Origin of the sequence: Sporosarcina sp. D27, assembly GCF_000586555.1 — a bacterium.
GTDB lineage: Bacteria > Bacillota > Bacilli > Bacillales_A > Planococcaceae > Sporosarcina.
This window is the reverse complement of sequence record NZ_AZUC01000046.1, coordinates 1-23,427: the sequence shown is the minus strand read 5'-3', so window position 1 is coordinate 23,427 and position 23,427 is coordinate 1. Positions and strand designations below refer to the sequence as shown.

Below are 23,427 nucleotides of genomic sequence, written 5' to 3'. Positions count from 1 at the left end.
CTGCCGACAGTGCTATACTTTTACAAACAAAAATTGCAGACAGGTGAGGATAGAATGAATTACGATGTTTTCCTTTTCGACTTAGACGATACACTTTTAGAGTTCGATACAAGTGAGCAAAATGCTTTTCGCAATGCATTTATTGAAGCTGGACTTGAAGAAGGGCTCGATGCATACCGAAAAGAATATAGAGCCATCAGTAAAGTACTTTGGAGGCAATTGGAGGAAGGCTCAACGACTATGGAAGAACTGAATGTTAGTCGTTTTAGTCAGTTATTTGATAAATTTGATATTGAGCTTGATCCTGTAGGCTTTTCAGAAACTTATTTATCGCTGCTCGGTAAAGAAGCTCATCTAATAGATGGTGTCATCGACATGTTGGACAGCTTAGGGAATGTACGTCTTGCGATTGTGACGAATGGCTTCATCAAAGCTCAAATTGCACGAGTTGCTTGTTCTACGTTGAATAATCGCTTTGAAACGATCGTATCCTCTGATGAAGCAGGGTTCCAAAAGCCGCGTCCTGAGATTTTCCAAGAGGCTTTGGATCGTCTTGGCGTAACGGATAAATCCCGTGTTTTGATGACGGGGGATTCCCTTACTTCAGATATTCGGGGTGGTAATAACTTTGGAGTCGATACATGTTGGTATAACCCAAATGGTTTGGAAAATACAACTGATAGCAAGCCGACTTATGAAATTAGTAATTGGAAAGAATTTAGAGTTAAAGAAAAAGCTGCATTTTGAACTCAAACAGCTGCTGGATGTCAGGTTATCTGATGTCTGGTGGTTTTTTGTTTTTAGGATTTTTGGGTAATGATCTCTTTTCAAAGTGTATGGAGTTAAGGTGTACTCTGAATCATGACTTGTCCTTTAAAATAGCGAAGCGCTACCAATTAATCACTTACATCTTGTTGAATTGTGTCCCATTATCGAGAAACTTTACTAAGGGATGAAGAAATAAACGGAGGAGATCGAGAAATTCGCTTGAATGATCGAGAAACCTTTTGCGATGTCAGACAGTCATCAAGATTTGTCGGAGAACGCAGAACCCTGTTTCTACTGAGTAACCGTTCGAAAAAAGCGAAGCGCTACCAATTAATCCCTTGAACTTTTCTGGATCGTCCCATTTGTCGATTAATTACCTCTTAGTGCCGATTCTACTCTAAATAATTCCCATACTTACCATTAAACTGCAAGAGCTGCCGTCAAAGTTCCGATGATGACTTTTGTTAGGTGGCATTCCTAGTTTTATACGCTCCTACTACGATTTATGATCACTTTCTAACCTTTATGAGCACTTTCTAACCTTTATGAGCACTTTCTGCGTTTTATGATCACTTTCTAACCCTTATGAGCACTTTCTGCGTTTTATGATCACTTTCTAACCCTTATGAGCACTTTCTGCGTTTTATGATCACATCCCAAGTTTTATGAGCACGATCAATAATTTACGAGCAAAACACATCAAAAACCCTTCACAGACAAATAGACCCCATACTCAACTAGAAGTATGGGGTCTACCTATATATTTATGCGTTCGCTTTCATTGCTGCATATTCCGTGATTCCGTTGTAATAACGGTTTAGCGAGGATGGTGATACCTCGAATTCATCGGCAATTGCTTTTACAGTGAGCTCAAGCGTTTCAAACAATGCGTGTTCTTGTCCGTAACGGATAGCACCTGCTGCTATCGCTACATCTTTTCGCGCATTTGGTTGCTCCTCGACTAAGTAATCCTCAATCAATTCCATGAGCTCATCTGATTTACGATCATTGAGTTCTAGGAATGATGCAATCCTAGCGAGCACTCCCTGTTCAAAATCTGTGAACTCTTCCCCTTTATAACCATTCTCTGCTAGTTTTTCCCAAAGAGTAACCGAGTGATTCTTCATATACGTTTCCGTATCTTGATCTACATTTGCAAACTCAGTCACAAATTCTTCAAACACAGAACTTTGGTCTACTGGGAAAAAGATCAGCGTCGATACTGCGAGCAACCCATCTGCTCCATCTGGAAGTGTGAAGCACCAGAGATGAACATCTTCAGGAACCGGCTTCTCAGATTCTCTGCGTAACAAGACAGTCTGGTTATTTAACCGGTCATACACCGTCAAATAAGACTCCTCCGTTTTAACTACTTGTCCAAGCAACGTTCGTGGTACCGACCAACCATCTAGGACCTTGATAACCGATGGACGGACTGTCTTTTTCAATTGCTTTTGCACAAAGCCTTCCCAGATATCCGTTCGATTATGGAAAAAGAACTCATCTAGCGCAATTGCCTCGATCATTTCTTCCGAATATGCTGCGGAAAGAGGGAGCTTCCATTGGATTGCAAACTCGCGATAATCACCGAAATCTTTTTGCTTTGGGTATTCATCATAAAAAGATTGCAGAATTCGTTCCAATTCTTCTGCTTGTACAATTTCAACTGTTAGTTCTTCTTTGCCTGCACAACATTTCTTGTATTTCTTACCGCTTCCGCAAAGGCACGGATCATTTCTTCCAATCATCTTCAACACCTGCTTCTTTTTAAGCTGTTGTCCAGTTTACCACTTTTCTAAGAGAGATGGAAGTTAGCCTACACGCGTTTGTTCCTTTCAGGCGCATTGACAACTTTATTGCGACCAGTTTCCTTTGCATGATACAAACATTCGTCTGCTAGTTCAAGTAATCGTAAGAAATGTTCTGCGTGTTCTGGTATGTTTGCAACACCTGCTGAAAATGTTATTGGTTCACCTACTGGACTGATTTCGGAAGCAACGTCAATTCTTAACTCATCTGTAAATTCAGTTGCTTGTTCGTATTCTATATTAGGGTACAAGATAACGAACTCTTCCCCTCCAAATCGATAGCAAGTTCCTATGTCTTTCACGTGATGTTTTAATTTATCTGAGAGATATTTTAGAACTTCATCTCCCCTATTATGGCCATAAGTATCGTTGACTCTTTTAAAACGATCGATGTCTAAAATTACTAATGTAAAGTGTACTTTTTGTTCGACAAGTATTCTCGCCTGCTCGTTAAGGGCTCTTCGATTCAATAAACCTGTAAGTGGGTCTGTAGATGATTCCAAAATAAAATGATCGACTTTTTTCTGAAATCTGTCGAAGCTATCTGTTAAAGCCAGATCCAGCTGAATCGCCTCGTGATACCAAGCACCGCTCTCGAGTGGTGCATGACCATCTCTTTCTAATTGGTCCGTCGCATAACTTGCTAATTTCTCAAGTGGTTTAGCAATTTGTGAAGCGAAATATAAAATGATCAGAGCGGATAGAGCAATAAAAGGAAGAGACTTCAAAATCATTTCACTCAACATTCCTTTTGAGGATGCCAATGCCATTTCGGTTGGCCTTTGTGAAACCACTCCCCATTTAGTCAAAGGAATTAAAGCGTATCCTGCCAACATATCTTGGTTTTTGCTATTCAGCAGTCTCATACTGCCACTGTGACCCTTTCTCAATTCTGCAATTACTGGATTCTGTGTCACATACTCACCTACACGATCTTGATTCAGGTGATACATTAGCATCCCATTTTCATCTACCACATACACGTAAGAACCATCTTCATAAAAGTGTTGTCCTAGGAGTTCGTTCAGAACGTTTTCTTCCTTGAGGTAGATACTTCCACCAATCAGTCCAATTACGTTACCTTTCATATCTTTAATCGGGGCTGCGATAAAAATAACCAATCTGCCTGTCTTGCTTTGGTAAGGCTTACTGATAGTTGCCTTTCCTTTTGTCAATGTTTCAATACCACCCTCATCCAAAAGAGGTTTGCCGATAAATGATCTAACGTCTGAAGAAGTTCCTAGAATCATTCCTCGATTATCAGTGATGATAACCGAGCTCAACGATTCCGCATGAACGACTAACCGTTCTGCCTCATGATTTAAATACTTTGAATTGGCATGGTCTAATGATAAAGACAACTCGCTAGCTGAGTATGCAAGGATTCGCTCCGTCCTCAAAAAGTAGTCTTCAGTCATTTTCGCTAATTTTTGCGCGTATGCAAAATTAGTTTCCAAGGTGTTTTTTTCTAGAGTTTGCTGGTCAGCACGGTATCCTGCATAAAGACTACTAGCAAGTGTTAATGCGATAGAAAGCCAGGCGATTGCTAATAGCAAATGTTTTAAGGATATCTTCACACAGAACACCGCCCTTCCAACGACACAGTCATATTCCTTATGACTATTATACCATTTTCCGACAAAAAACAACATACAGATTTACTTTATTATTCAAATAATTTTCGTTAAGATCGACGTCTTTCCCCACTGCTTTAAAAAGTTTGTAGCTGATACTTCTCCACTAATGACAAGTGCATCTTTTTGCTCGTCAGGCAAATCGAACTGGACAGCTGATATCCCGTCAGTTGGAATGAATAAAACGTCTTTTTCAAGTCTTTTTGAGACATGCTTTTCATCATGTGCATCTTTCATTGTCGTAAATAACGCTTCATAAAGTCCTAATCCATTACGGATCACTGTTTTTTTCTTATCTGCTGGATTATGACTCAATTTCATGCCAACAATCGGGCGGGAGTCACCATTTTCGGGTTCATTGAACACCCATAGAGGAAAATTACTAAGGACACCACCATCTACTGTCACAGAGTTTCCGGCTAATGAATGAAGAACGACTGGTTCGAAAAAGAAAGGAATACTTGTGCTCATCCTTAGTGCACGTGCCACAGGAAAGAAGTCTGGTCTCAAGCCATACTCACCTAAATCATCAGGAAGTACGATTAGTTTTCCGTTCGTTAAGTCGGATACTATAATTTTTAGTGATCCTTCGGGTAAGTCTGTAAATGTATACACCCCTTTTTCAGCTAATATATCGCTAAACCAATTTTCTAGAGCCGTTCCTTGGTAGAGCCCCATACGCCAATATAGTTGAAGCCACTTCATAAATGGAATCGGTATGAATGTCTTCCTTGCATCGAGGAGTTCCGGAAAGTTTTGTTGCTGCATAATATTTTCCATTTCCTGGGCAGTGTATCCTGCAGCTAACATCGCAGCGACAATTGCTCCTGCACTTGTTCCTACAGTGCGTTTAAATGTGTATCCTTTTTCTTCGAATACTTTACACGCTCCCACTAAAGCTAGCCCTTTTAATCCTCCACCAGAAAAGACGCCATCTATTTCCACTCTTTCTCCACCTTTCTGTAGCTTATAGCTTACTGTAAGAAACTATCCTTCCTTTTAGAACCAGATTGCTCATTCCCCCCAACTCCCTATAAATTCTTGTTGACACAGTCTAAACGTGATGGTATGATTAACAAGTTATAACCAGTTAGCTGATTCTTGAATACTGGCATTCTGCGGAATGTTTACCCATTATACGTATTCAAACTGGCGCGGCTATAGGGCCGCAAGGACGCAAAAGTAGGTAGGGTTTGCGTTGCTTATGTTAGGAAACAACTGCTGAACAACGACCGCGGCAATGATCGTTGTGAGTAAGTACACAATTCTTGATTATAAAAAGAAGTAACTTTTTTCTCATATTCAATAATCGGCTAGACAAAAAAAAACAAAGGGACGCCCAAGCGGGCGTCCCTTTTCCAATTCTCTACTCTTCTTTATCCCCTATAAAAAATGCTAATACAAGCATTCCTAAAAATAACAAACCAAATAGAGCGATTGTCAATTGATGGTTTCCTGTAGCATCGTACAGTACCCCAATGACAAACGGAAAAATTCCACCAATGATATATCCTCCAGTTTGCATCATCGCTGTCCATGAATTCGTTTCTACCGCATTTATAGTCTCATCTAGCGGCAGTACGAGCGCGATTGGAAACATGCCTCCAAGAGGAACGCCCATTAGTAACGCCCCCACCCATAGCAAGGGTAGATTATCTGTCCAGAATAGCATAACTGCAACTACACCTATTGAAAGAATAAATAATAGCCACATTTTACGACCTGGGTAACGTTCCATCATTAGGGGGATTGTAATATTCAAGGCAATTTGGACTGCCGTCATGACACTCACTAGCGTTCCGGCTTGTACAAGTGTCATCCCTTTTTCGATAGCGATTGGCGCGAGCCAAATAACAATTGAGAAAAACCCCGCAGACTGCAATCCAAAGAACAATAAGAACAACCAAGCTTTCTTGTTTTTCCACGGTGTACGAACCACTTTGGATGATTCTTTTAATGAGGTTACTTGCTGCTGATGAACTACCAGTTGATCTGTTCCTGATACAAGCCAAGCTGCAATACCCACCAAAGCTAAAACGGACCAAATGCTAAGCGCAAACGAATAAGATCCAGTAATCTCATAAAAGAATGCAGATAAACCCGTGCTTGCTGTAGCGCCTGCCCCGAGACCGAACGAATAGATCCCAATGATAGGACCAGCCCGATGTGGAAAGTTTTGTTTGATCATCGCGGAAAGTAATGGACCCGCAACCGCGATCGCAATCCCAACTCCAATAGACGAAACTAAAAGCATTGTATAGGTGGGGATGAATTCACGGAGAGCTGTCATTAAACCAATAACTCCAACCATAAAAACCATGGTTGCATTCAATCCGAACCGCATATTTAATACTGGTGCTAGCGAAGCAAAGACTCCCATACATATAACAGGCAACGCTGTAAGTAGACTAACTTGTGCATTCGTCAATGATAATTGGACCCGGATTGTATCCAATAGCGGACCAATTGAGGTGATAGCAGGTCGCATATTTATAGACACAGCAAAAATAGCAAAAATCAGGAGCATTGTTTTTTTAGTAGTCAGAGAATTTGAATTCATAAGGATTCCTTTCTAATAATATTTCATCGAACTTGCGTTTGTTTTTTTAAGGACGTATAATTTTCTGTGAAAGGATGACATTTATGAAAATAATTCATTGGTCCTATACACGGAAGTATCAAGTGAAAAGTGTTTTTGACTCATTTCCCGACATAGTCGCTGTGTTCCGGCAAATCAATGGATACTACTTCATTTACACAATGAAAGGTCTCGATTCGATCGAATTACCTTCTCGTAAACATTATGTGCAAATGGAATATTTAATCAATAAAGAACTCGGTACTTTACCGGCTTATAAAAATCGTAAAGCCTTGCAACAGAGAGAAAGTTCCTAAACAGTTTCTTTTAATACCGTCGAAAGACTTATGATTGTATTGTAAGCTTGAAAATCCATTTTTACCACTGTAATTTCCCCCACCCTAGCGACAATCCGTGCTATAATGGGCAAAGTGTGAATTTTAGGAGGTCAATTATGTTAGCAGTAAGTAATGTAAGTCTTCGCTTTGGAGACCGGAAACTTTTTGAAGATGTTAATATACAATTTAACCCAGGGAATTGTTATGGGCTAATCGGTGCGAATGGTGCCGGTAAATCAACATTCATTAAAATACTTTCCGGTGAAATAGAACCACAAACAGGTAATGTCATTTTAAATAATGACGATCGCCTGGCAGTATTGAAACAAGATCACTTCGAGTTCGAAGGTGTAGAAGTTCTTGAGACTGTTATTATGGGTCACAAAAGGCTCTATGATATTATGTCCGAAAAAAATGCTATTTATATGAAGGAAGATTTTTCTGATGAGGATGGTATGCGTGCAGCCGAACTCGAAGGTGAATTTGGAGAGCTAAACGGATGGGAAGCTGAATCCGAAGCGGCAATCCTATTGCAAGGTCTTGGAATCTCAGAAAAATTGCATACGATGAAGATGTCAGAGCTCACAGGTTCTGACAAAGTGAAAGTCTTACTTGCTCAAGCCTTATTTGGTAAACCGGACGTCTTACTACTGGATGAGCCGACGAACCACTTGGACTTAAAAGCAATTCAATGGTTAGAAGAGTTCTTGATCAACTTCGAGAATACAGTTATCGTTGTTTCTCACGACCGTCACTTCTTGAACAAAGTATGTACGCATATAGCAGACTTGGACTTCAGTAAAATCCAAATCTACGCAGGTAACTATGATTTCTGGTATGAGTCTAGCCAACTAGCTCTTAAACTTTCCCAGGAACAAAACAAGAAAAAAGAAGAAAAAGTGAAAGAATTGCAAGCCTTCATCGCTCGATTCAGCGCCAATGCTTCTAAATCGAAGCAAGCGACTTCACGTAAAAAGACTTTGGATAAAATCGATCTTGACGACATTAAGCCTTCTTCACGTCGCTATCCATATGTGAACTTCCAAATGGGCCGAGAAATTGGTAATGATGTATTAATGGTCCGCGATGTTTCTAAAACTCAAGATGGGGTTCAATTGTTAAAAGATGCCTCATTTACATTGAATAAAGAAGATAAAGTTATTCTAATCGGGAACCCACTTGCTAAAACAGCTTTGCTTGAAATTTTAGCTGAAGAGCAAGATGCTGATTCTGGAACTGTTAAATGGGGAGTTACCACCTCACAAGCATACTTCCCTATTGATAACAACAAATTCTTCCAAGGTAACGAGAAATCACTCGTTGAGTGGTTACGTCCGTATTCACCTGAAGATGAAACAGAAACGTTCTTACGTGGTTTCCTTGGTAGAATGCTCTTCTCTGGTGAAGAAGTGAACAAAAAGCCTTCTGTGCTATCTGGAGGAGAAAAAGTTCGTTGTATGCTCTCTAAAATGATGCTCACTCATTCAAACGTCTTGTTATTAGATGAGCCGACGAACCATTTGGATCTCGAATCGATTCAAGCATTGAACAATGGTCTCATTGCTTACAAAGGAGTAATGCTCTTCACTTCTCATGACCATCAGTTCATACAGACGATTGCAAATCGCGTCATTGAAATTAACGATGACGGTACAATTTTCGACAAAATGATGAGCTATGATGAGTATTTGGAATGGAAAGAAGCACAACCATCTTCAAAATAATTTCATAGCATATGTAGGAGTTACAACAAAGAGCAACTGCTATTTTTAGCGGTTGCTTTTTTGTTTTTCTTTACAAAAATCTTGAGAGTTTCAACTGCACATACTTTTCTTGAAATCGGTAATACTATTAGAAAAGGAGTGGTTGACTATGAAGAAATTAAAATTTATGCTTTTTTTACTCATTAGTCTACTCGTCGTCTCCGCTTGCTCCAAACTGAATGGTGAAGACGTTACTGCACCTAATAATTCTGGGAACAGCGGCGAACAGAGTCCCGTCGAAAAAGCCGATTCGGATGCCGGTGGTGAAATAAAGGATAAGGATCATGATGATGATGGTGTGGAAGAGTTAGATGATCCGAATGGCAAAGTTAAAGATCCTGCAATGCTCGACTATTTGCTACCCGACAGTTCAAAAGCTCATTATGAAGGTGAAGGAAATGAATATGCGGAGCTGGATATCCAGGTATCTCATCCATACGAGGAGTACGTGATGATCTATGAGAACAATGGAGGCTCTCTATTGCGGAAGATATACAAAGTGGAGAAAGATCGAATTCTAACTTTAGAAGAAAAACAAGTTGATGTGGAAGAAAATGCGCCGCCCGTTGCCGAACTTAAAAAGATGAAAGTGACAGGTGTTTATTTGCAAAAACCTTTTGAAAAAGGGGCTACTTTTGGGAAATGGACGATTGTAGATACTGACACTACTGTTGAAACTCCCTATAAAAAGTTCGAGCATGCGATTGTCCTTGAAGAGAAAGGTGACAATTATATCAATCGAAAATATTTTGTTGAAGGTTATGGAGAAGTTAAACGGGAATCCGTCATGACTACTAAAGGTCAAGCAGATATGCTTGTCACCTCTTCGATGGATTCAGTTACTAAACCGTAAAGCAAAAAAAATAGAACCCACTATTTAAGCGGGTTCCCTTTTTTTTGTTATTAGAGTTTCGTAACGTTAGCAGCTTGTAGACCGCGGTTACCTTCTACGATTTCGAACTCAACCTGCTGGCCTTCGTCCAAAGATTTGAAACCTTCGCCTTGAATAGCTGAGAAGTGTACGAATACGTCGTCTTCTCCGTCAACCTCGATGAAACCGAAACCTTTTTCTGCGTTGAACCACTTAACTGTACCTTGTTTCATAAATGAAAACCTCCAAATAATAATTGCTAATACATGAACTAGCTACAAAAAAGAAAATTCACGTATTACAAAAAGTACCGACGTCGCCGATCACTTTTTGTAATACGTGAATACGTTTCTCGTCGCGAGCGCTTGCTATTAACCTTAGTACTACTATACCATACCACTTTTAAATGTCAAATAAACCTTATGAAATATTCAAATTATTTTTCCGTGACAAAAGAAATAACTTCGTTGCCCTTCAATAAAAAGATCCCATGATACAATTGCATATCATCGTCACACCCATCACAGTATGTTCTTTCACCAGGATTCCAAAAAGCAGTAAAAGCTCCTTTACGAGTTTTTTCTTTTGAAAAGCAGCCTCTCATTTCATCCATTAGTGAGTGTGCAAATACTATCGCTTCGTCCAATTCTTCAAACGATTGTCTTAAACGAACCATCTCTTCCCATCCTTCAAACATCCACCAAGGTTCATAATCCGCTTTCATATAAATTACTTCATACATGCTAAAACCTCTTTTCCTATACAGTTGACAATTATACAAAGCACTAAGAGTTTTTCCAAGCAATCTGTACTAATTTGCATTTCAAATGTTCGTCTGAATGGGTCTAATACGGTATACTAAAAAGGGATTAGTGAATCGATGAAACTTTTACTGCCATTCACACGTAATAATGATATATATATACTAACGATAAGGAGGGCTGACCGAAGATGAAAAAAGTCAAACAGTTTTTTACGCGGCACTTCATCGTGGCGCCCGTCAGTTTTGGAACATACCTCTTTTTACTGCTTGGAACTGGCATTCCTTTTTTGGCAGCAACGGGGATTCTCATAACGATGTACCTAGGAGGTACTTTTGCCATTAAACAAGTCCAGATTAGCTCATCAGTAAAAGAACTCGGAATGACACGTTCTGAATATCGACATATTGAATTACAACTTCATGAAGCCAAGCAAAAAATTAAAAAGTTGAATAGTCTATATGGACAGGTTCGCTCGGTTCAGGCTTTTCGTCAAGTATATGAGCTGAGTAATCTATCTAGAAAAGTGCTCGCAATTGTACGAAACGATCCTAAGAAATTCTACCAGACTGAACAGTTCTTCTATGCACATCTAGATTCTGCAGTTGAACTGACTACTAAATATGCATTGCTAGCCAATCAGCAACTGAAAGAAAAAGAGGTTCGCATTGCCCTGCAGCATACTCGAGAAACCATCACCGATGTTACCCATCAGTTGGAAAGTGATTTGCAGGATGCCCTCTCCACTGATTTGGCAGCCCTGCAACTTGAACTCGACTATGTAGATATTACAATGGCACGTAAAAAATCCTTACCGAACACGAAAGGGGAAACGTTAGATGACCGAAAATCAGCCAATGAATAATGACGTAAAATCTTTTGATGATCTACTCAGCAGTCCATTTGATCGAAGTGAACCGATGCTCCCTAAAGAAATGCAAACAGAGCAAACTGAAAACAATGCTTCTGTAGCACTAATGGACCGTCTATCACCTGAGGAACAGCAAAAAGCTAAGGAACTCGCTGATCAAATTCCTGTTGGCGATTATGAAGCAATTTTAACCTATGGAGCTACAGCACAAAACGAACTGTCCCGTTTTTCCCATAAAATGTTGGATCACGTTCAAAGTAAGGATATTGGTCCTGTTGGAGACGTCTTAAACGATTTAATGGGGAAGCTATCTGAAATCGATCCTGACGATCTTTCTGAAAAGAAAAAGAGCGGGTTGAGCCGCCTTTTCAATAAAGCCTCTCGTTCTATTCAAGAAATGATGACGAAGTATCAAAAGCTTAGTACTCAAATTGACCGTATCGGGGTACAACTGGAACACTCTAAACGGGGGTTAATAGAAGACGTTCATATGCTCGATAATCTATACGAGCAAAACAAAACTTATTTTCAAGCTCTGAATGTCTATATTGCCGCTGCGGAAATAAAACGTGACGAACTCGCAAACATAACGATACCTCAGATGCGTGCAGATGCACAAAATTCCAATGATCAAATGGCAATCCAAGAAGTAAACGATATGAGTCAGTTTCTCGATCGCTTGGAAAAACGGTTATATGACCTGCAGCTTTCCCGTCAATTGACGATCCAAAGTGCACCTCAAATTCGCATGATTCAGCAGACGAACCAAACACTTGCTGAGAAGATTCAATCATCGATCATGACGTCAATCCCGTTATGGAAAAACCAAATTGCCATTGCACTCACTCTGAATCGCCAAAAGAAAGCTGTCGAATCCCAACGACTTGTAACGAAGACAACAAATGATCTATTACTACGTAATTCCGAGATGCTAAAATTGAATTCAATTGAAACCGCAAAAGAAAACGAACGCGGCATCATTGAAATTGACACGTTGAAAAAGACTCAAGAAAACTTAATCCAAACAATTGAGGAAACTCTTGTAATTCAGGCGGATGGTCGCGTGAAGAGAAAAGAAGCAGAACGAGAAATTGGTAGAATGGAAGAAGAGTTAAAGCAACGCCTTCTTAATATCCATGAAAAAACGCAAAACCGCCCGTTATAAGGGGGTTTTGCGTTTTTCATTGAGCCGCAATTGCCAGCAACTTTCTAAGTATACGAAGTGTCTGGCCAGCGAATTCCTCCACAGAATCTGAGGCAGCGGTTTTGTTCCCAAACATTGTAGCAAACAGTTCTTTTTGTTCTTCAGTCGGTTGTTGTGAAGATAAAAATAAATGTACGACAGATATCCCCCGCTTCTCGGTTTCCCAAACAGCCTCCGCTGTATCGACAATCCCATTGCGATCATATCCGAATGCTGATGGTTCACCGTCAGAGAATACAAGTAAAAATTTATGTTGTTCATTTCGTCCAGCAAGTCGATTAGCCATCCATCTAATCGCGAACCCGTCGCGGTTATCTTCATGAGCTTCAAAATTCATAATTGCTGGTCCGCTGTCGATTTGTGTTTCTTCGAACGTATGCATGACTTCGAAAAAATTTGGTTGCTCTTCTTTAGTTGCTTCAAATGCATCTTCGTAATACGAAGTAATTTCATGGGAAACATGAAGCTTCCGTAAGACATCGTGAAAAAGAACAACTGCTTCTTTTGTCTCCTCAACCTTGTCGATCATAGATGCCGACCCATCTACGAGTAATCCGAAAACGGCATCGAGCTCGGGTGAAGGTGCTTGTTTCCTATAGAATGGTTTCGGTCGTTCCTCTGTTAACATGGTGGTTAACTTTGAAGATAGTCGCCCTTTTGTTAAGTTTTCACGCTTTTGCTGTTTTTTTCGCTCTAATCTTTTTTTCATCTCAGTAACAAGTGCACGAACGATTGGTAAATGATTGTTTCTCCATTCACTGAGCGTTTTTGCTGATGTTGCCTCTTCCCTAGTCGGCATTTTCGTTATTCTAAACGTGACATGCGTATGTGCTGGACCATAATCAGAACCTGCCTTAAGGGGTCTTTCCTCTATTCTGTCTCCAGTAAGGTCTGCTTCATTATTCGGCAGTCCTTCTTTATCATTTCCTTCTGATTTTCCCATTCCAAACTGTTGTACCTCTGCATTGTCATCTCCAGGGCTTGAGTCTGAGGCATCTGCAGCCCCTTGAGTACCTTGTTGTAGCTCAAATTCCAGATGAGTCCCCTTTTCATCATCTGTTTCCTGATGCCACGTGCGAAACTCTTCTTCAATTGTTTCTTTCACTTCCTGATCCTCTAAATCTTTTGGATCTGACATAGCTCTCACGTCTGTATTCATCATACTACCATCTTCGAAAGACTCTCCAAATGTATATAAAGGAAGTATTATATCCCCAGTCAGTTGCTCCTCCACCAGCTCTATTATCCTTTTTGCTAAAAATCCACTTTGTTTTGTTGTTTCTAACTCATAAGCCTGTTGTATAAATTGCCGGATACGATCCATAGGTAAATGATTGAACGCATCGTGAGGTGAAGCTGTCATCCCCATATGAATATCTAAAAATAATTGGTTGACTAATGCATCCGATACGAATCCCCGCTGTGCATTTGACAGAAGTCGATCCCTATGAAACTCCGCGTAAACTTCACTGCGTACCGTAAATGCTTTCTGCGTTCCGACACGTGTCTTTTGAATGGATTCCATTAATCTAAATTCTTCGAGCATCATCAATAGTTGACCTGCCAATTTAGGATGATGGCTAGATTTCATATCCGACGTGAAAGCCCTCCAGGCCGCTAAGTCAAAGTGTCGATAAAAACCTGCAGCAAGCAGATAGATATCTGAAAGACGACCTAGATGAGTTACCTGTTCTGAACGATGTCGCCAAAATACGCTCATCGCGAGAGTTGCATCTTTTGGCTGATACTCGATTAACTGACGCTCCGTTATTTTCACAAATGGAGCGTTGGCTAACGACTGTGCAATTCTTTCGTAAAGCAGAATTTTTCTCGTCTCAACGGATTCGTCATTAAACTGTATGAACCGACTGACTTTATCCATCACGATCCCTCATTTCACCCAAGTAGCTGTCAATTCGTTCACGAGATCCCGTTCCATTTTGTCTTCCAACAGTTCAGCGATAGCATACGTCACAGCGCGATCTACAGGCATATGAACGGCGAGTTGAAGAGCATCAATCAGACTTCTTACAGAAGCTGCTTCGTCAGCAAGTAATCCGCTAGCGGCTTGTTTTGATAGATCCTCTGAAAGATTCATCATCATATTCACAACAGATGCGTCCGCTTCGGGAACTGCATTCTCCAATACAGTTCTTAATTGCTCTGCCTCCAAGTACGGAATGGAAAAAGATACGAACCGGTTTTTTAGTGCTTCGTTCATCGGGGACGTTCCAATATACCCTTCATTGATAGCGGAGATGACCGAAAAATCTTCGTGTGCTACGATAACTTCCCCTGTAAATGGATTTGTTAACATTCTCCGATGATCCAGAAGACTATGCAAAATCGGTAACGTTTCAGGCTTAGCCATGTTGATTTCATCTATATATAAAATATGGCCATTCTTCATAGCAGTCACTACTGGACCGTCTACAAATTCAATAACACTTTGAGCGTCTTTGGTTACAATTGTTTTAAAACCTAACAGCGCTTCCGCATCCAGATCTACAGAACAGTTCACGCTTTGCATTGGCTGCTTAAACAACGAAGAGATACTCTGAGCAAGACGCGTTTTCCCGCTGCCAGAAGGGCCTTTCAAAAGGATCGGCTTTTTTAATGATATGGCAATTAAAATATCATCAAACAAATGAGGAGTAGGGCTTACATAGCCCCCCTCTTGTATAAGTAGTTGCTCTTCTTTTGTATACGACCTATTTCCACGCGATTTTAAAGTTTTTTCAATTATCGGGTTCATAACATCTTGTCTCCTTCTATAAAAAACGACCTGATGCAATTATAGCATCAGGCCGTTTATGGATCAGTGTTTACGTATAGCTACCTGCATCTCACTCAAAATATGTTTTGTAATATCCGCCTACTTTACCAGTGTTGTCAACGACGAAAAGAAATTCTTCCGTTTCGTTTTTCACATCATAGGTCTTGCCAGGAGTGAGGACGTTTGTTACTAAATATTTTTCAGCGTCTGCGTGTTTGCAGACAACTTGCCGAATTGCTGGTGCATGAAGCCATTCTTTGAACGAAGACATTCTAGGACCCCGCCCTTCCTATAGAAAAGTGTAAGAGTAAATCCGTCCGCAAAAATGCGGACGGTGAAATTTAGTTATTAAGATCCAAGAAGTAGGTCTTCTGGATTTTCGATTAATTCCTTAATCATTTTCAAGAAACCAACCGAATCTTTTCCATCGATGACACGGTGGTCATAAGATAGTGCAACGTACATCATCGGACGGATTTCAACGTTATTACCGACAGCAATCGGGCGTTTTTGGATTGTGTGCATTCCAAGAATACCAACTTGAGTTCCGTTAAGGATTGGTGTAGATAGAAGTGATCCGAACACGCCACCGTTTGTAATTGTGAAAGAACCGCCAGACATGTCAGCAAGCGTCAATTTGTTGTCGCGAGCTTTTTTAGCAAGTTCTCCGATAGTTGCTTCAATTTCAGCGAAGTTTTTACGGTCTGCATCGACAACGTTTGGTACAACTAGTCCGCCATCAGTAGAAACCGCGATACCGATGTCGAAGTAGTTCTTCATGATCAAATCATCTCCATCAAGCTCTGAGTTGACTTTAGGGTATTTCTTAAGTGCAGCGACAACTGCTTTAGTGAAGAATGACATAAAGCCTAGGCGTACATCATTCTTATCAAAGAATTCATCTTTTTTACGTGAACGAAGTTCCATCACGTTAGTCATATCAATTTCATTGAACGTTGTAAGCATTGCAGTGTTTTGCTTAACTTCAAGCAAACGCTTCGCAATCGTTTGACGACGACGGCTCATTTTCACGCGTTCTACGCGTCCATCATCCACTTTTGCTTCCTGTTTAGCAGCAGGTGCTGCAGGTTGTGCTTTAGGAGCAGTACCATGTGCTTCTACGTCTTGAACGCGTACACGCCCCATTGGATCTACAGGTGAAATGTCGGCTAAGTTAATGCCTTTTTCACGTGCTAGTTTACGAGCAGCAGGACTTGCAATCAAACGATCTCCTGATGTTGCTTCTTCAGCAGGTGCTTGCGCAGCAACGGGTTCAGACGCTGCTGGTGCAGGCTGTTCTTGTGCAGCTTGAGCGGGAGCAGCTGGCTGCTGTGCAGGTGCTCCAGAACCTGCCCCAACAATTGCAATGACTTGACCGACTTCAACAGTGTCGCCTTCAGCCGCCATTAGTTCTTGAACTGTTCCAGCTTCTTCTGAAATTACTTCAACGTTTACTTTGTCTGTCTCAAGTTCAACGATGAATTCACCTTTATCTACTGATTCACCTGGCTGTTTTAGCCACTTTGCAATTGTTCCTTCAGTAATCGATTCTGCCAGTTCAGGTACTCGGATCTCTGCCACAATAATTTCCTCCTCTAATATCGTTCAAACGTTTAGGATTTGCTGTAATTAGTTTTTAAGTGCTTCTTCAATGATACGTTGCTGTTCAAGCTTATGCATTGTGCCATTTCCTTCAGAAGGACTTGCACGATGAATACGCCCCACGTAATTCACTTTCAGGCCTTGAGAGATCTCATACAGATATGGAAGTGCGAATGACCATGAGCCCATATTCTTAGGCTCTTCTTGTACCCAAACAATTTCTTCAGCGTTCGGATATCGTTGAATGATAGCAGCTAATTTGTCAGATGGGAATGGATATAATTGTTCCACACGTGCAATGTGTAAGTGGTCGAATCCTTCTCCATCTTTCACTTTTTCTGCTAGGTCAATTGCCATTTTACCACTAGTCATTATCACTTTCTTAACGCTATCCACGTTTTTACCAGTATTCGGTTCTTCGAGTACAGTTTCAAAGTGGCCTTCTGTCAAATCAGCAAGATCCGCTCCTACGAGTGGATGACGCAGTAGTGATTTAGGTGTTGCGATGACGAGTGGACGTTCTGCTTCGTCTCCAAGTATTGCAGCTTGTCTGCGAAGTAAGTGGAAGTAGTTGGCAGCACTTGAAATGTTCGCCACTGTCCAGTTGTTTTCGGCACAAAGCTGTAAATAACGCTCGATACGGCTGCTTGAGTGTTCCGGACCTTGCCCTTCGTAACCATGTGGCAGCATCATGATCAAACCAGATTGCTGACCCCATTTCGCGTTACTAGAAGAAATGAATTGGTCATACATCACTTGAGCCATATTGGAGAAGTCTCCATATTGTGCTTCCCAAACTGTAACGGTCTTCTCTTCTTCTAGATTATAGCCGAATTCATAGCCAACAACTCCCGCTTCAGTCAACGGACTGTTGTAAGCAACGAACGACGCGTTTGAATCACTGATATGATGCAGTGGAACGAATTCTTCCCCTGTTTTTTCATCATGTAAAACTAGATGACGATGTGCAAACGTACCTCGCTGAATGTCTTGACCCGACATCCGGATTGGCTTGCCATCTTGAAGAATTGAACCGAATGCAAGTTGTTCTGCATGCGCCCAGTCGATTTTTCCTTTTCCATTGAACGGATCTTGGCGTCGTTTTAAAATACGATCCAACTTACCGAACACATTGAAGCTTTCTGGGTAAGAGAGCAATTCTTCATTCATCCGACGTAGTCGTTCTTCTGATACACCTGTTTGAAGATCTCGAGGATAGCCTGCGAGTACTGCTTCAGGTGTTGCATTGGAACCATTGCTTGAATCAGACGTAGACTCTTTCACCTTGTCATATGCACGCTGCATCTCAGCAAATACCTCTGCATCCAATGCCTCAACGTCTTGGGCAGATAAAATGCCTTCATTTGCTAACTTTTCTCCATACAACTGTCGCGCTGTAGGATGGTTATGCACATCTTGGTACATAACTGGGTTTGTTACCATCGGTTCATCCATTTCGTTGTGTCCGTAGCGACGGTAACCGATAAGATCGATTAGAACGTCCTTACCAAATTTCTGACGATAGTTAAACGCGAATAGTGCTGCCCCGATAACATCCTCTGGACTGTCTGCATTCACGTGTAGAATTGGCACTTCAAATCCTTTTGCCATATCTGAAGAATAGTGCGTTGAACGTGAATCGTAATACTCTGTTGTAAACCCAATCATATTGTTCGCAATGACGTGAATAGATCCGCCAGTTTGGAACCCACGAACACGACTGAAGTTAAATGTTTCCTGTGTAATTCCTTCACCAGGGAAAGCAGCATCTCCGTGAACCATAACTGCATAAGCAGCATTCGTGTCTTGCACGGGAATTCCAGGGTGATCTGTATTTTCTTGCGCAGCTCGTGTTTGACCTGCAATCACCGGATTTACAACTTCTAAGTGTGATGGATTGTACGCTAGGAAGCGATCCATGCCTGTTTGACCTTTGTACAAAGCACCAAGGTGATACTTCACATCGCCAAACCAGCCGCGAGTCACTTCTACTGAACCATCTTCAGGGAGAAACGGTCCTGATGGAACACCCGCAAACTCTGCAAACATCATTTCATAAGGTTTGTTCAAAATGTGCGTAAGAACGTTCAAACGTCCTCTGTGCGCCATTCCTATCAACATTTTTTTTGTTTCTGCCTCTTCAGAACGTCTCACTAACTCATCAAGGAAGATGACAAGCGTGTCAAGACCCTCAATCGAGAATCGCTTCGCTCCTACAAACGTTCTGTGGATGAACTTCTCAAAGCCTTCGATTCTAGTTAATCGATCTAACAATTGTTTTTTATCATCAGCTGTGAGAGAAACAGCTAATTTACCAGATTCAATGTTGTCTTTAATCCATTGTTTTTCCTCTACCTCAATCAAATGAGCGAATTCGTAAGCTATTTTCCCGGTGTAAAGGGATTTTAAATAGTTCACTGCATCCAGCGCATTCTCGACTTGAACAGGCACTTCTGTTAAGAAGAGAGATGCGGGCATTGCTTCTAAATCACGTTCAGATAGGTTATAAGCTGAAAGTTCAATTCGTGAAGCGTCTTTAGGACGGTCATTCAGCGGGTAAATATCAGCGTTTAGGTGTCCGTATGCCCGAATTGCATCCATGAGTTTGTAAGCGGAAAGTACTTTACGGAAATCAGCTGGACTTCCTTGAGCTCCATCTGCTGTTGCTATACTTGAGAAGTCATCGCTTCCCGTTTCAGGTCTACCATTTCGCTTGAAAAATTCAGCAAGTTCCGGATCGATGGATTCTGGTGCATTTTTATAAAGCTCATACATCTCCATTACATAGCCAAGGTTCGGACCTGAAAAAGCTGCATACGGTGAACGCTCGGAACCAACACTGTTCGACATGAGTTATTACCTCCACATTTGCCTTTTGGCATGTTGCGCAAATTTTTATATCCATTTCTATGTTACCATGCAAACACTTGAACTGAAAGGGTTTCGTTCTAGTAACTACATGTATTATCCGCGGACTAGTTTACACCTTGTAGACTCTCTATGCAAGAATTTTAAAAAGGCAAGTGTCTATTATGTGGATAAATGGTTTTATACACTCGTTCGACATGAGAGAATCAGATTCGCCATTTCTTCTGGCGTTTTCGTTGCATCTGTCTGTTCCATAATGGATACTATGTTCGATTTGTCATCGGCCAGCCTAATAAGTCCCGATAATAATGATGCTTCTGTGATATCTTCTTCGTTAATCACGTGTGCAAAACCAAGCTTCTTAAAGTGCTCGGCATTCAATATTTGGTCTCCGCGACTTTTTTCAGCAGACAGAGGTACGAGAAGCATCGGTATACGAATGGCTAGTAATTCAAATATTGCGTTCGAGCCTGCACGGGATAGCGCTAATTCTGATGCTGCCATCAGGTGTGGTAATCCTTCAGTAACATACTCAAACTGGACATACCCAGCTGTTTGGTCAAGTGACTCGTCGAGATTTCCTTTACCGCACAGATGAATGATTTGAAAGTCCTTTAAAATAGCTGTTAAGTTCCCTCGTAATGCATCATTGAGAACTGCAGAGCCTTGACTCCCCCCCATTACAATGACAACCGGCTTCTCCTCGGATAATCCGGACATCCTCAACCCCGTCTTCCGATCCCCTTCAAATAGTTCAGGACGAATTATGGCTCCTGTACAAGAAGATCTCTCTGAGGGCACGTAGGAAAGTGTTTCTTCAAAGACAGTAAAGATGTGCTTGACAAAAGGCAGTGCGATTTTGTTTGCTAAACCAGGAGATACGTCTGATTCGTGAGCAACGACTGGAACACGTGCAAGTTTAGCAGCAAGTACTACAGGAACTGATACAAAACCACCTTTAGAGAAAATGATTTCCGGTTTCAACTTACGCAAAATCGAAAAGGCTTGTAGAACGCCTGCACCTACTCTAAAAGGGTCTGTGAAATTTTTCATTGAAAAATAACGTCTTAGTTTTCCACTATCAATTGCATGGTAAGTCACTTCTGGATGACCTTTACCGATTAAATCTCGTTCAATTCCTTCATGGGATCCGATGTAATGTATCTCGTATCCTCGTTCTATAAATGTCGGGATAATTGCTTCGTTAACCGAGACATGACCCGCCGTTCCTCCACCTGTTAACACGATTACTGGCCGTTTCATTAGGGCCGTTCACCTCTACTATTCGTAAAAAATTTAAATCATACTCAAATGTTTCTTTTGATAGTATACCAAAATAAGCATGATACAATAAGGGTTGAAATAAAAAGGAGGGAAATCGATGGAATCTTCTCTTCCTCTGGAAAGAAAATCATTCCGTTTTGCCAAGATTGTCATGCCCATTTTAATCACACAGGTTGCACTGTACTTAGTAACATTCTTTGATATCCTTATGACCGGAAGATACGATACATACCATTTAGCAGGTGTAACGATTGGTTCTTCGTTCTGGGTACCTGTTTATACAGGTCTTGCAGGAATTCTGATGGCGCTGACTCCAATTATTGCGCAACATGTAGGAGCCCGTCGGAACGAGCATGTTCGACCATCTGTTCAACAAGGAATCTATGTATCCGTTGCGTTAGCAGCAGTCGTTTTCGGATTAATTCTCTTCGTATTCTTCCCAATCATTCGCACCATGTCACTCGAAGCACCAGTTAGCGTTGTTGCGGTTGACTATTTAAAAGGGATGAGTGTCGGTCTTGCACCATTGTTCGCATATACCGTATTGCGATCATTTTTCGACGCGCTCGGTTCTACTCGAGTATCAATGTTCATTATCCTAATTTCCGCTCCTATCAACGTGTTATTGAACTACTTATTAATCTACGGCCATTTCGGCTTCCCTGAGCTTGGAGGAGCTGGTGCTGGTTACGCTTCAGGAATTACGTATTGGATTGTGTTTGCTATCGCCGGAGTAGTCGCAGTGGCTGGTAAACCTTATCAAAAATACGAGCTTTTGCATCACTGGAAGTTGCCAAGTTGGTCTTATTGGAAAGAGATTTTGTTCATTGGCGTACCAATTGGAATGTCTATTTTCATTGAGACCAGTATTTTTTCAGTCGTTACTTTGTTAATGAGTTCTTATTCAACCGAAGTGATTTCTGCGCACCAAATCGCACTAAACTTCACATCCTTGTTGTATATGATTCCACTTAGCATATCAATGGGAGCGACCATACTAGTCGGACAATCGATTGGCGCAGGGCAATCTAATGACGCAAAGAAGTATAGCTTGCTTGGCATTAGTTTCGCTGTGATTTTCAGCTTTATAGGCATCGCAATTTTATTAGGGTTCCGGGAGCCAATCGCTTCGTTGTACACGACAGACAAGTCCATCATTACTTTGGCTGCACAGTTTTTCATATTTGCATCGCTATTTCAGTTATCGGATGCAGTTCAAGCACCTATACAAGGGGCATTACGAGGTTACAAGGATGTCAACATTACATTCCTAATGGGCTTTATATCCCTATGGGTGATTGGGCTTCCTGTCGGTTATGTATCAGCAACCTTTACTGATCTTGGCCCCTTCGGATATTGGGTAGGTTTGATTGCCGGGCTTACGGTTGGAGCAATTACGTTAAGTATTAGACTAAAAGTTGTTCAGAAAAGACATGACTTTCAAGTGAAATAAATGAAGTTATTGTTAAATTGCTACTTTCTATAAACGAAACAATCCGTTGTTGGGAGTGAAAGGCTATGACTCCGGAGCGATTAGCGAAGATTGAAGTCCCAACAGGAAGCGTTAGCGACCGAGGCAACCTAAGTTCGCGACGTCCTGTCGCAACGGTTGCATGACCAACGTCCTGTTGGCCCGAGGTTGAAATCAAGCCTCTTTGAAAGCTTCCTCCTGAAAGGGAAATTAACACCGTTGCAATAACAACTTAATATAAAAAAGGCTGTCCGAGAAAGTCGTATTTCGACTTTCCCGGACAGCTCTTTTTTTATTTTTGAATGAATTGTTGTGTCCAATAGTTACCTTTTGCATCGTAACCAATTCCGATGTGAGTGAAGCCAGGTGTCAAGATGTTTTGACGGTGTCCTGGTGAATTCATCCATCCTTTGACAACTTCTTCTGCACTACGTTGTCCCATTGCAATGTTTTCAGCAGCAGCACGGTACGTAATACCATTGGCTTTCATCTGGTCAAATGGTGAGCCGTATGTTGGACTCGTATGGGAGAAATAATTTTTCGAAGCCATGTCTGCAGATTTTGCACGAGCAGTCTTCATCAATTTATCATCCATTTGAAGAGGTTTCAAACCTGCTTTTTGACGTTCTGCATTGGTAAGCGTCAAGACCGCTTTTTCGATCTGACTTGCAGAAACTTGCCCTTGTCCCGGTGTTTGGTCGGGTTTTTCTTCAGGCGTCTGATTCGTTGGTGGTGTTGGTTTTTCTACTGGTGTGTCTGGTTTTTCTACTGGTGTGTCTGGTTTTTCTACTGGTGTATCTGGCTTTTCTTCTGGTGTATCTGGCTTTTCT

20 protein-coding genes are annotated in these 23,427 nt (G+C 41.2%); 7 read left to right on the top strand and 13 right to left on the bottom strand.

Features of this window, described 5'->3' with window-relative positions:
- Positions 1 to 54 precede the first annotated feature (54 nt).
- Positions 55 to 747 (top strand): YjjG family noncanonical pyrimidine nucleotidase, encoded by a 693-nt coding sequence (locus tag N693_RS0108155; protein WP_025784307.1) that lies wholly within the window; start codon positions 55 to 57, stop codon positions 745 to 747.
- A gap of 785 nt (positions 748 to 1,532) precedes the next feature.
- Here N693_RS0108155 and N693_RS0108150 read toward each other — a convergent pair.
- The 4 genes from N693_RS0108150 to N693_RS0108135 form a co-directional block, all read right to left on the bottom strand.
- Positions 1,533 to 2,516, bottom strand: coding sequence for a YecA family protein (locus N693_RS0108150; RefSeq protein ID WP_025784306.1), 984 nt, complete (start codon positions 2,514 to 2,516; stop codon positions 1,533 to 1,535).
- Between the two features lie 68 nt (positions 2,517 to 2,584).
- The gene (locus N693_RS0108145; RefSeq protein ID WP_025784305.1) at positions 2,585 to 4,153 is read right to left on the bottom strand and encodes a sensor domain-containing diguanylate cyclase; all 1,569 of its coding nucleotides are present in this window, start codon (positions 4,151 to 4,153) and stop codon (positions 2,585 to 2,587) included.
- 93 nt (positions 4,154 to 4,246) lie between these two features.
- Positions 4,247 to 5,155, bottom strand: a complete 909-nt coding sequence (locus N693_RS0108140; RefSeq protein WP_025784304.1) for a patatin-like phospholipase family protein — start codon at positions 5,153 to 5,155, stop codon at positions 4,247 to 4,249.
- Positions 5,156 to 5,576: 421 nt separating this feature from the next.
- Positions 5,577 to 6,770 carry a CynX/NimT family MFS transporter gene (locus N693_RS0108135; protein ID WP_037592985.1) on the bottom strand — a complete coding sequence of 398 codons (1,194 nt, stop codon included), beginning with the start codon at positions 6,768 to 6,770 and terminating at the stop codon, positions 5,577 to 5,579.
- Between the two features lie 83 nt (positions 6,771 to 6,853).
- Here N693_RS0108135 and N693_RS0108130 point away from each other — a divergent pair, with 83 nt between their 5' ends.
- The 3 genes from N693_RS0108130 (at position 6,854) to N693_RS0108120 (ending at position 9,742) form a co-directional block, all read left to right on the top strand.
- Positions 6,854 to 7,105: a hypothetical protein gene (locus N693_RS0108130; protein WP_025784302.1), complete on the top strand. Its 252-nt coding sequence runs from the start codon at positions 6,854 to 6,856 to the stop codon at positions 7,103 to 7,105.
- Between the two features lie 137 nt (positions 7,106 to 7,242).
- The gene (locus tag N693_RS0108125; RefSeq protein ID WP_025784301.1) at positions 7,243 to 8,850 is read left to right on the top strand and encodes an ABC-F family ATP-binding cassette domain-containing protein; all 1,608 of its coding nucleotides are present in this window, start codon (positions 7,243 to 7,245) and stop codon (positions 8,848 to 8,850) included.
- A 148-nt stretch (positions 8,851 to 8,998) separates the two neighbouring features.
- Entirely contained in the window at positions 8,999 to 9,742 is a 744-nt protein-coding gene (locus N693_RS0108120) for a hypothetical protein (RefSeq protein WP_025784300.1), read from the top strand.
- A gap of 50 nt (positions 9,743 to 9,792) precedes the next feature.
- Here the strand turns inward: N693_RS0108120 and N693_RS0108115 are convergent, their stop codons facing one another.
- On the bottom strand, positions 9,793 to 9,993 hold the full coding sequence (locus tag N693_RS0108115; protein ID WP_025784299.1) for a cold-shock protein: 201 nt from the start codon (positions 9,991 to 9,993) through the stop codon (positions 9,793 to 9,795).
- 203 nt (positions 9,994 to 10,196) lie between these two features.
- On the bottom strand, positions 10,197 to 10,502 hold the full coding sequence (locus N693_RS0108110) for a DUF1033 family protein (RefSeq protein WP_025784298.1): 306 nt from the start codon (positions 10,500 to 10,502) through the stop codon (positions 10,197 to 10,199).
- A gap of 209 nt (positions 10,503 to 10,711) precedes the next feature.
- Between N693_RS0108110 and N693_RS0108105 the strand changes: the two genes are divergently transcribed.
- Both N693_RS0108105 and N693_RS0108100 read left to right on the top strand, forming a co-directional pair.
- Complete coding sequence (locus N693_RS0108105; protein WP_025784297.1) at positions 10,712 to 11,386, top strand: 5-bromo-4-chloroindolyl phosphate hydrolysis family protein; 675 nt, start codon at positions 10,712 to 10,714, stop codon at positions 11,384 to 11,386.
- Complete coding sequence (locus N693_RS0108100) at positions 11,361 to 12,557, top strand: toxic anion resistance protein (RefSeq protein WP_025784296.1); 1,197 nt, start codon at positions 11,361 to 11,363, stop codon at positions 12,555 to 12,557. Before N693_RS0108105 ends, N693_RS0108100 begins: the two co-directional genes overlap by 26 nt.
- A 16-nt stretch (positions 12,558 to 12,573) precedes the next feature.
- On the opposite strand, the gene N693_RS0108095 is transcribed toward N693_RS0108100, so the two are convergent.
- The 6 genes from N693_RS0108095 to N693_RS0108070 form a co-directional block, all read right to left on the bottom strand.
- A complete protein-coding gene (locus N693_RS0108095) occupies positions 12,574 to 14,478 on the bottom strand; it encodes a nitric oxide reductase activation protein NorD (protein ID WP_025784295.1) in 1,905 nt (634 codons plus the stop codon).
- A 9-nt stretch (positions 14,479 to 14,487) separates the two neighbouring features.
- Complete coding sequence (locus N693_RS0108090) at positions 14,488 to 15,351, bottom strand: AAA family ATPase (protein ID WP_025784294.1); 864 nt, start codon at positions 15,349 to 15,351, stop codon at positions 14,488 to 14,490.
- A gap of 91 nt (positions 15,352 to 15,442) precedes the next feature.
- Positions 15,443 to 15,643, bottom strand: coding sequence for a DUF6501 family protein (locus N693_RS0108085; protein WP_025784293.1), 201 nt, complete (start codon positions 15,641 to 15,643; stop codon positions 15,443 to 15,445).
- A 77-nt stretch (positions 15,644 to 15,720) separates the two neighbouring features.
- Positions 15,721 to 16,953, bottom strand: coding sequence for a 2-oxoglutarate dehydrogenase complex dihydrolipoyllysine-residue succinyltransferase (gene odhB, locus N693_RS0108080; RefSeq protein WP_025784292.1), 1,233 nt, complete (start codon positions 16,951 to 16,953; stop codon positions 15,721 to 15,723).
- 48 nt (positions 16,954 to 17,001) lie between these two features.
- The gene (locus N693_RS0108075; protein WP_025784291.1) at positions 17,002 to 19,824 is read right to left on the bottom strand and encodes a 2-oxoglutarate dehydrogenase E1 component; all 2,823 of its coding nucleotides are present in this window, start codon (positions 19,822 to 19,824) and stop codon (positions 17,002 to 17,004) included.
- A 198-nt stretch (positions 19,825 to 20,022) separates the two neighbouring features.
- Entirely contained in the window at positions 20,023 to 21,105 is a 1,083-nt protein-coding gene (locus tag N693_RS0108070; protein ID WP_025784290.1) for an undecaprenyldiphospho-muramoylpentapeptide beta-N-acetylglucosaminyltransferase, read from the bottom strand.
- A 118-nt stretch (positions 21,106 to 21,223) separates the two neighbouring features.
- On the opposite strand from N693_RS0108070, the gene N693_RS0108065 reads away from it, so the two are divergent.
- Complete coding sequence (locus N693_RS0108065) at positions 21,224 to 22,579, top strand: MATE family efflux transporter (RefSeq protein ID WP_025784289.1); 1,356 nt, start codon at positions 21,224 to 21,226, stop codon at positions 22,577 to 22,579.
- 310 nt (positions 22,580 to 22,889) lie between these two features.
- Here the strand turns inward: N693_RS0108065 and N693_RS19025 are convergent.
- Positions 22,890 to 23,427 (bottom strand): CAP domain-containing protein (locus N693_RS19025; RefSeq protein WP_025784288.1); only part of this gene is annotated, 538 nt, incomplete at its 5' end.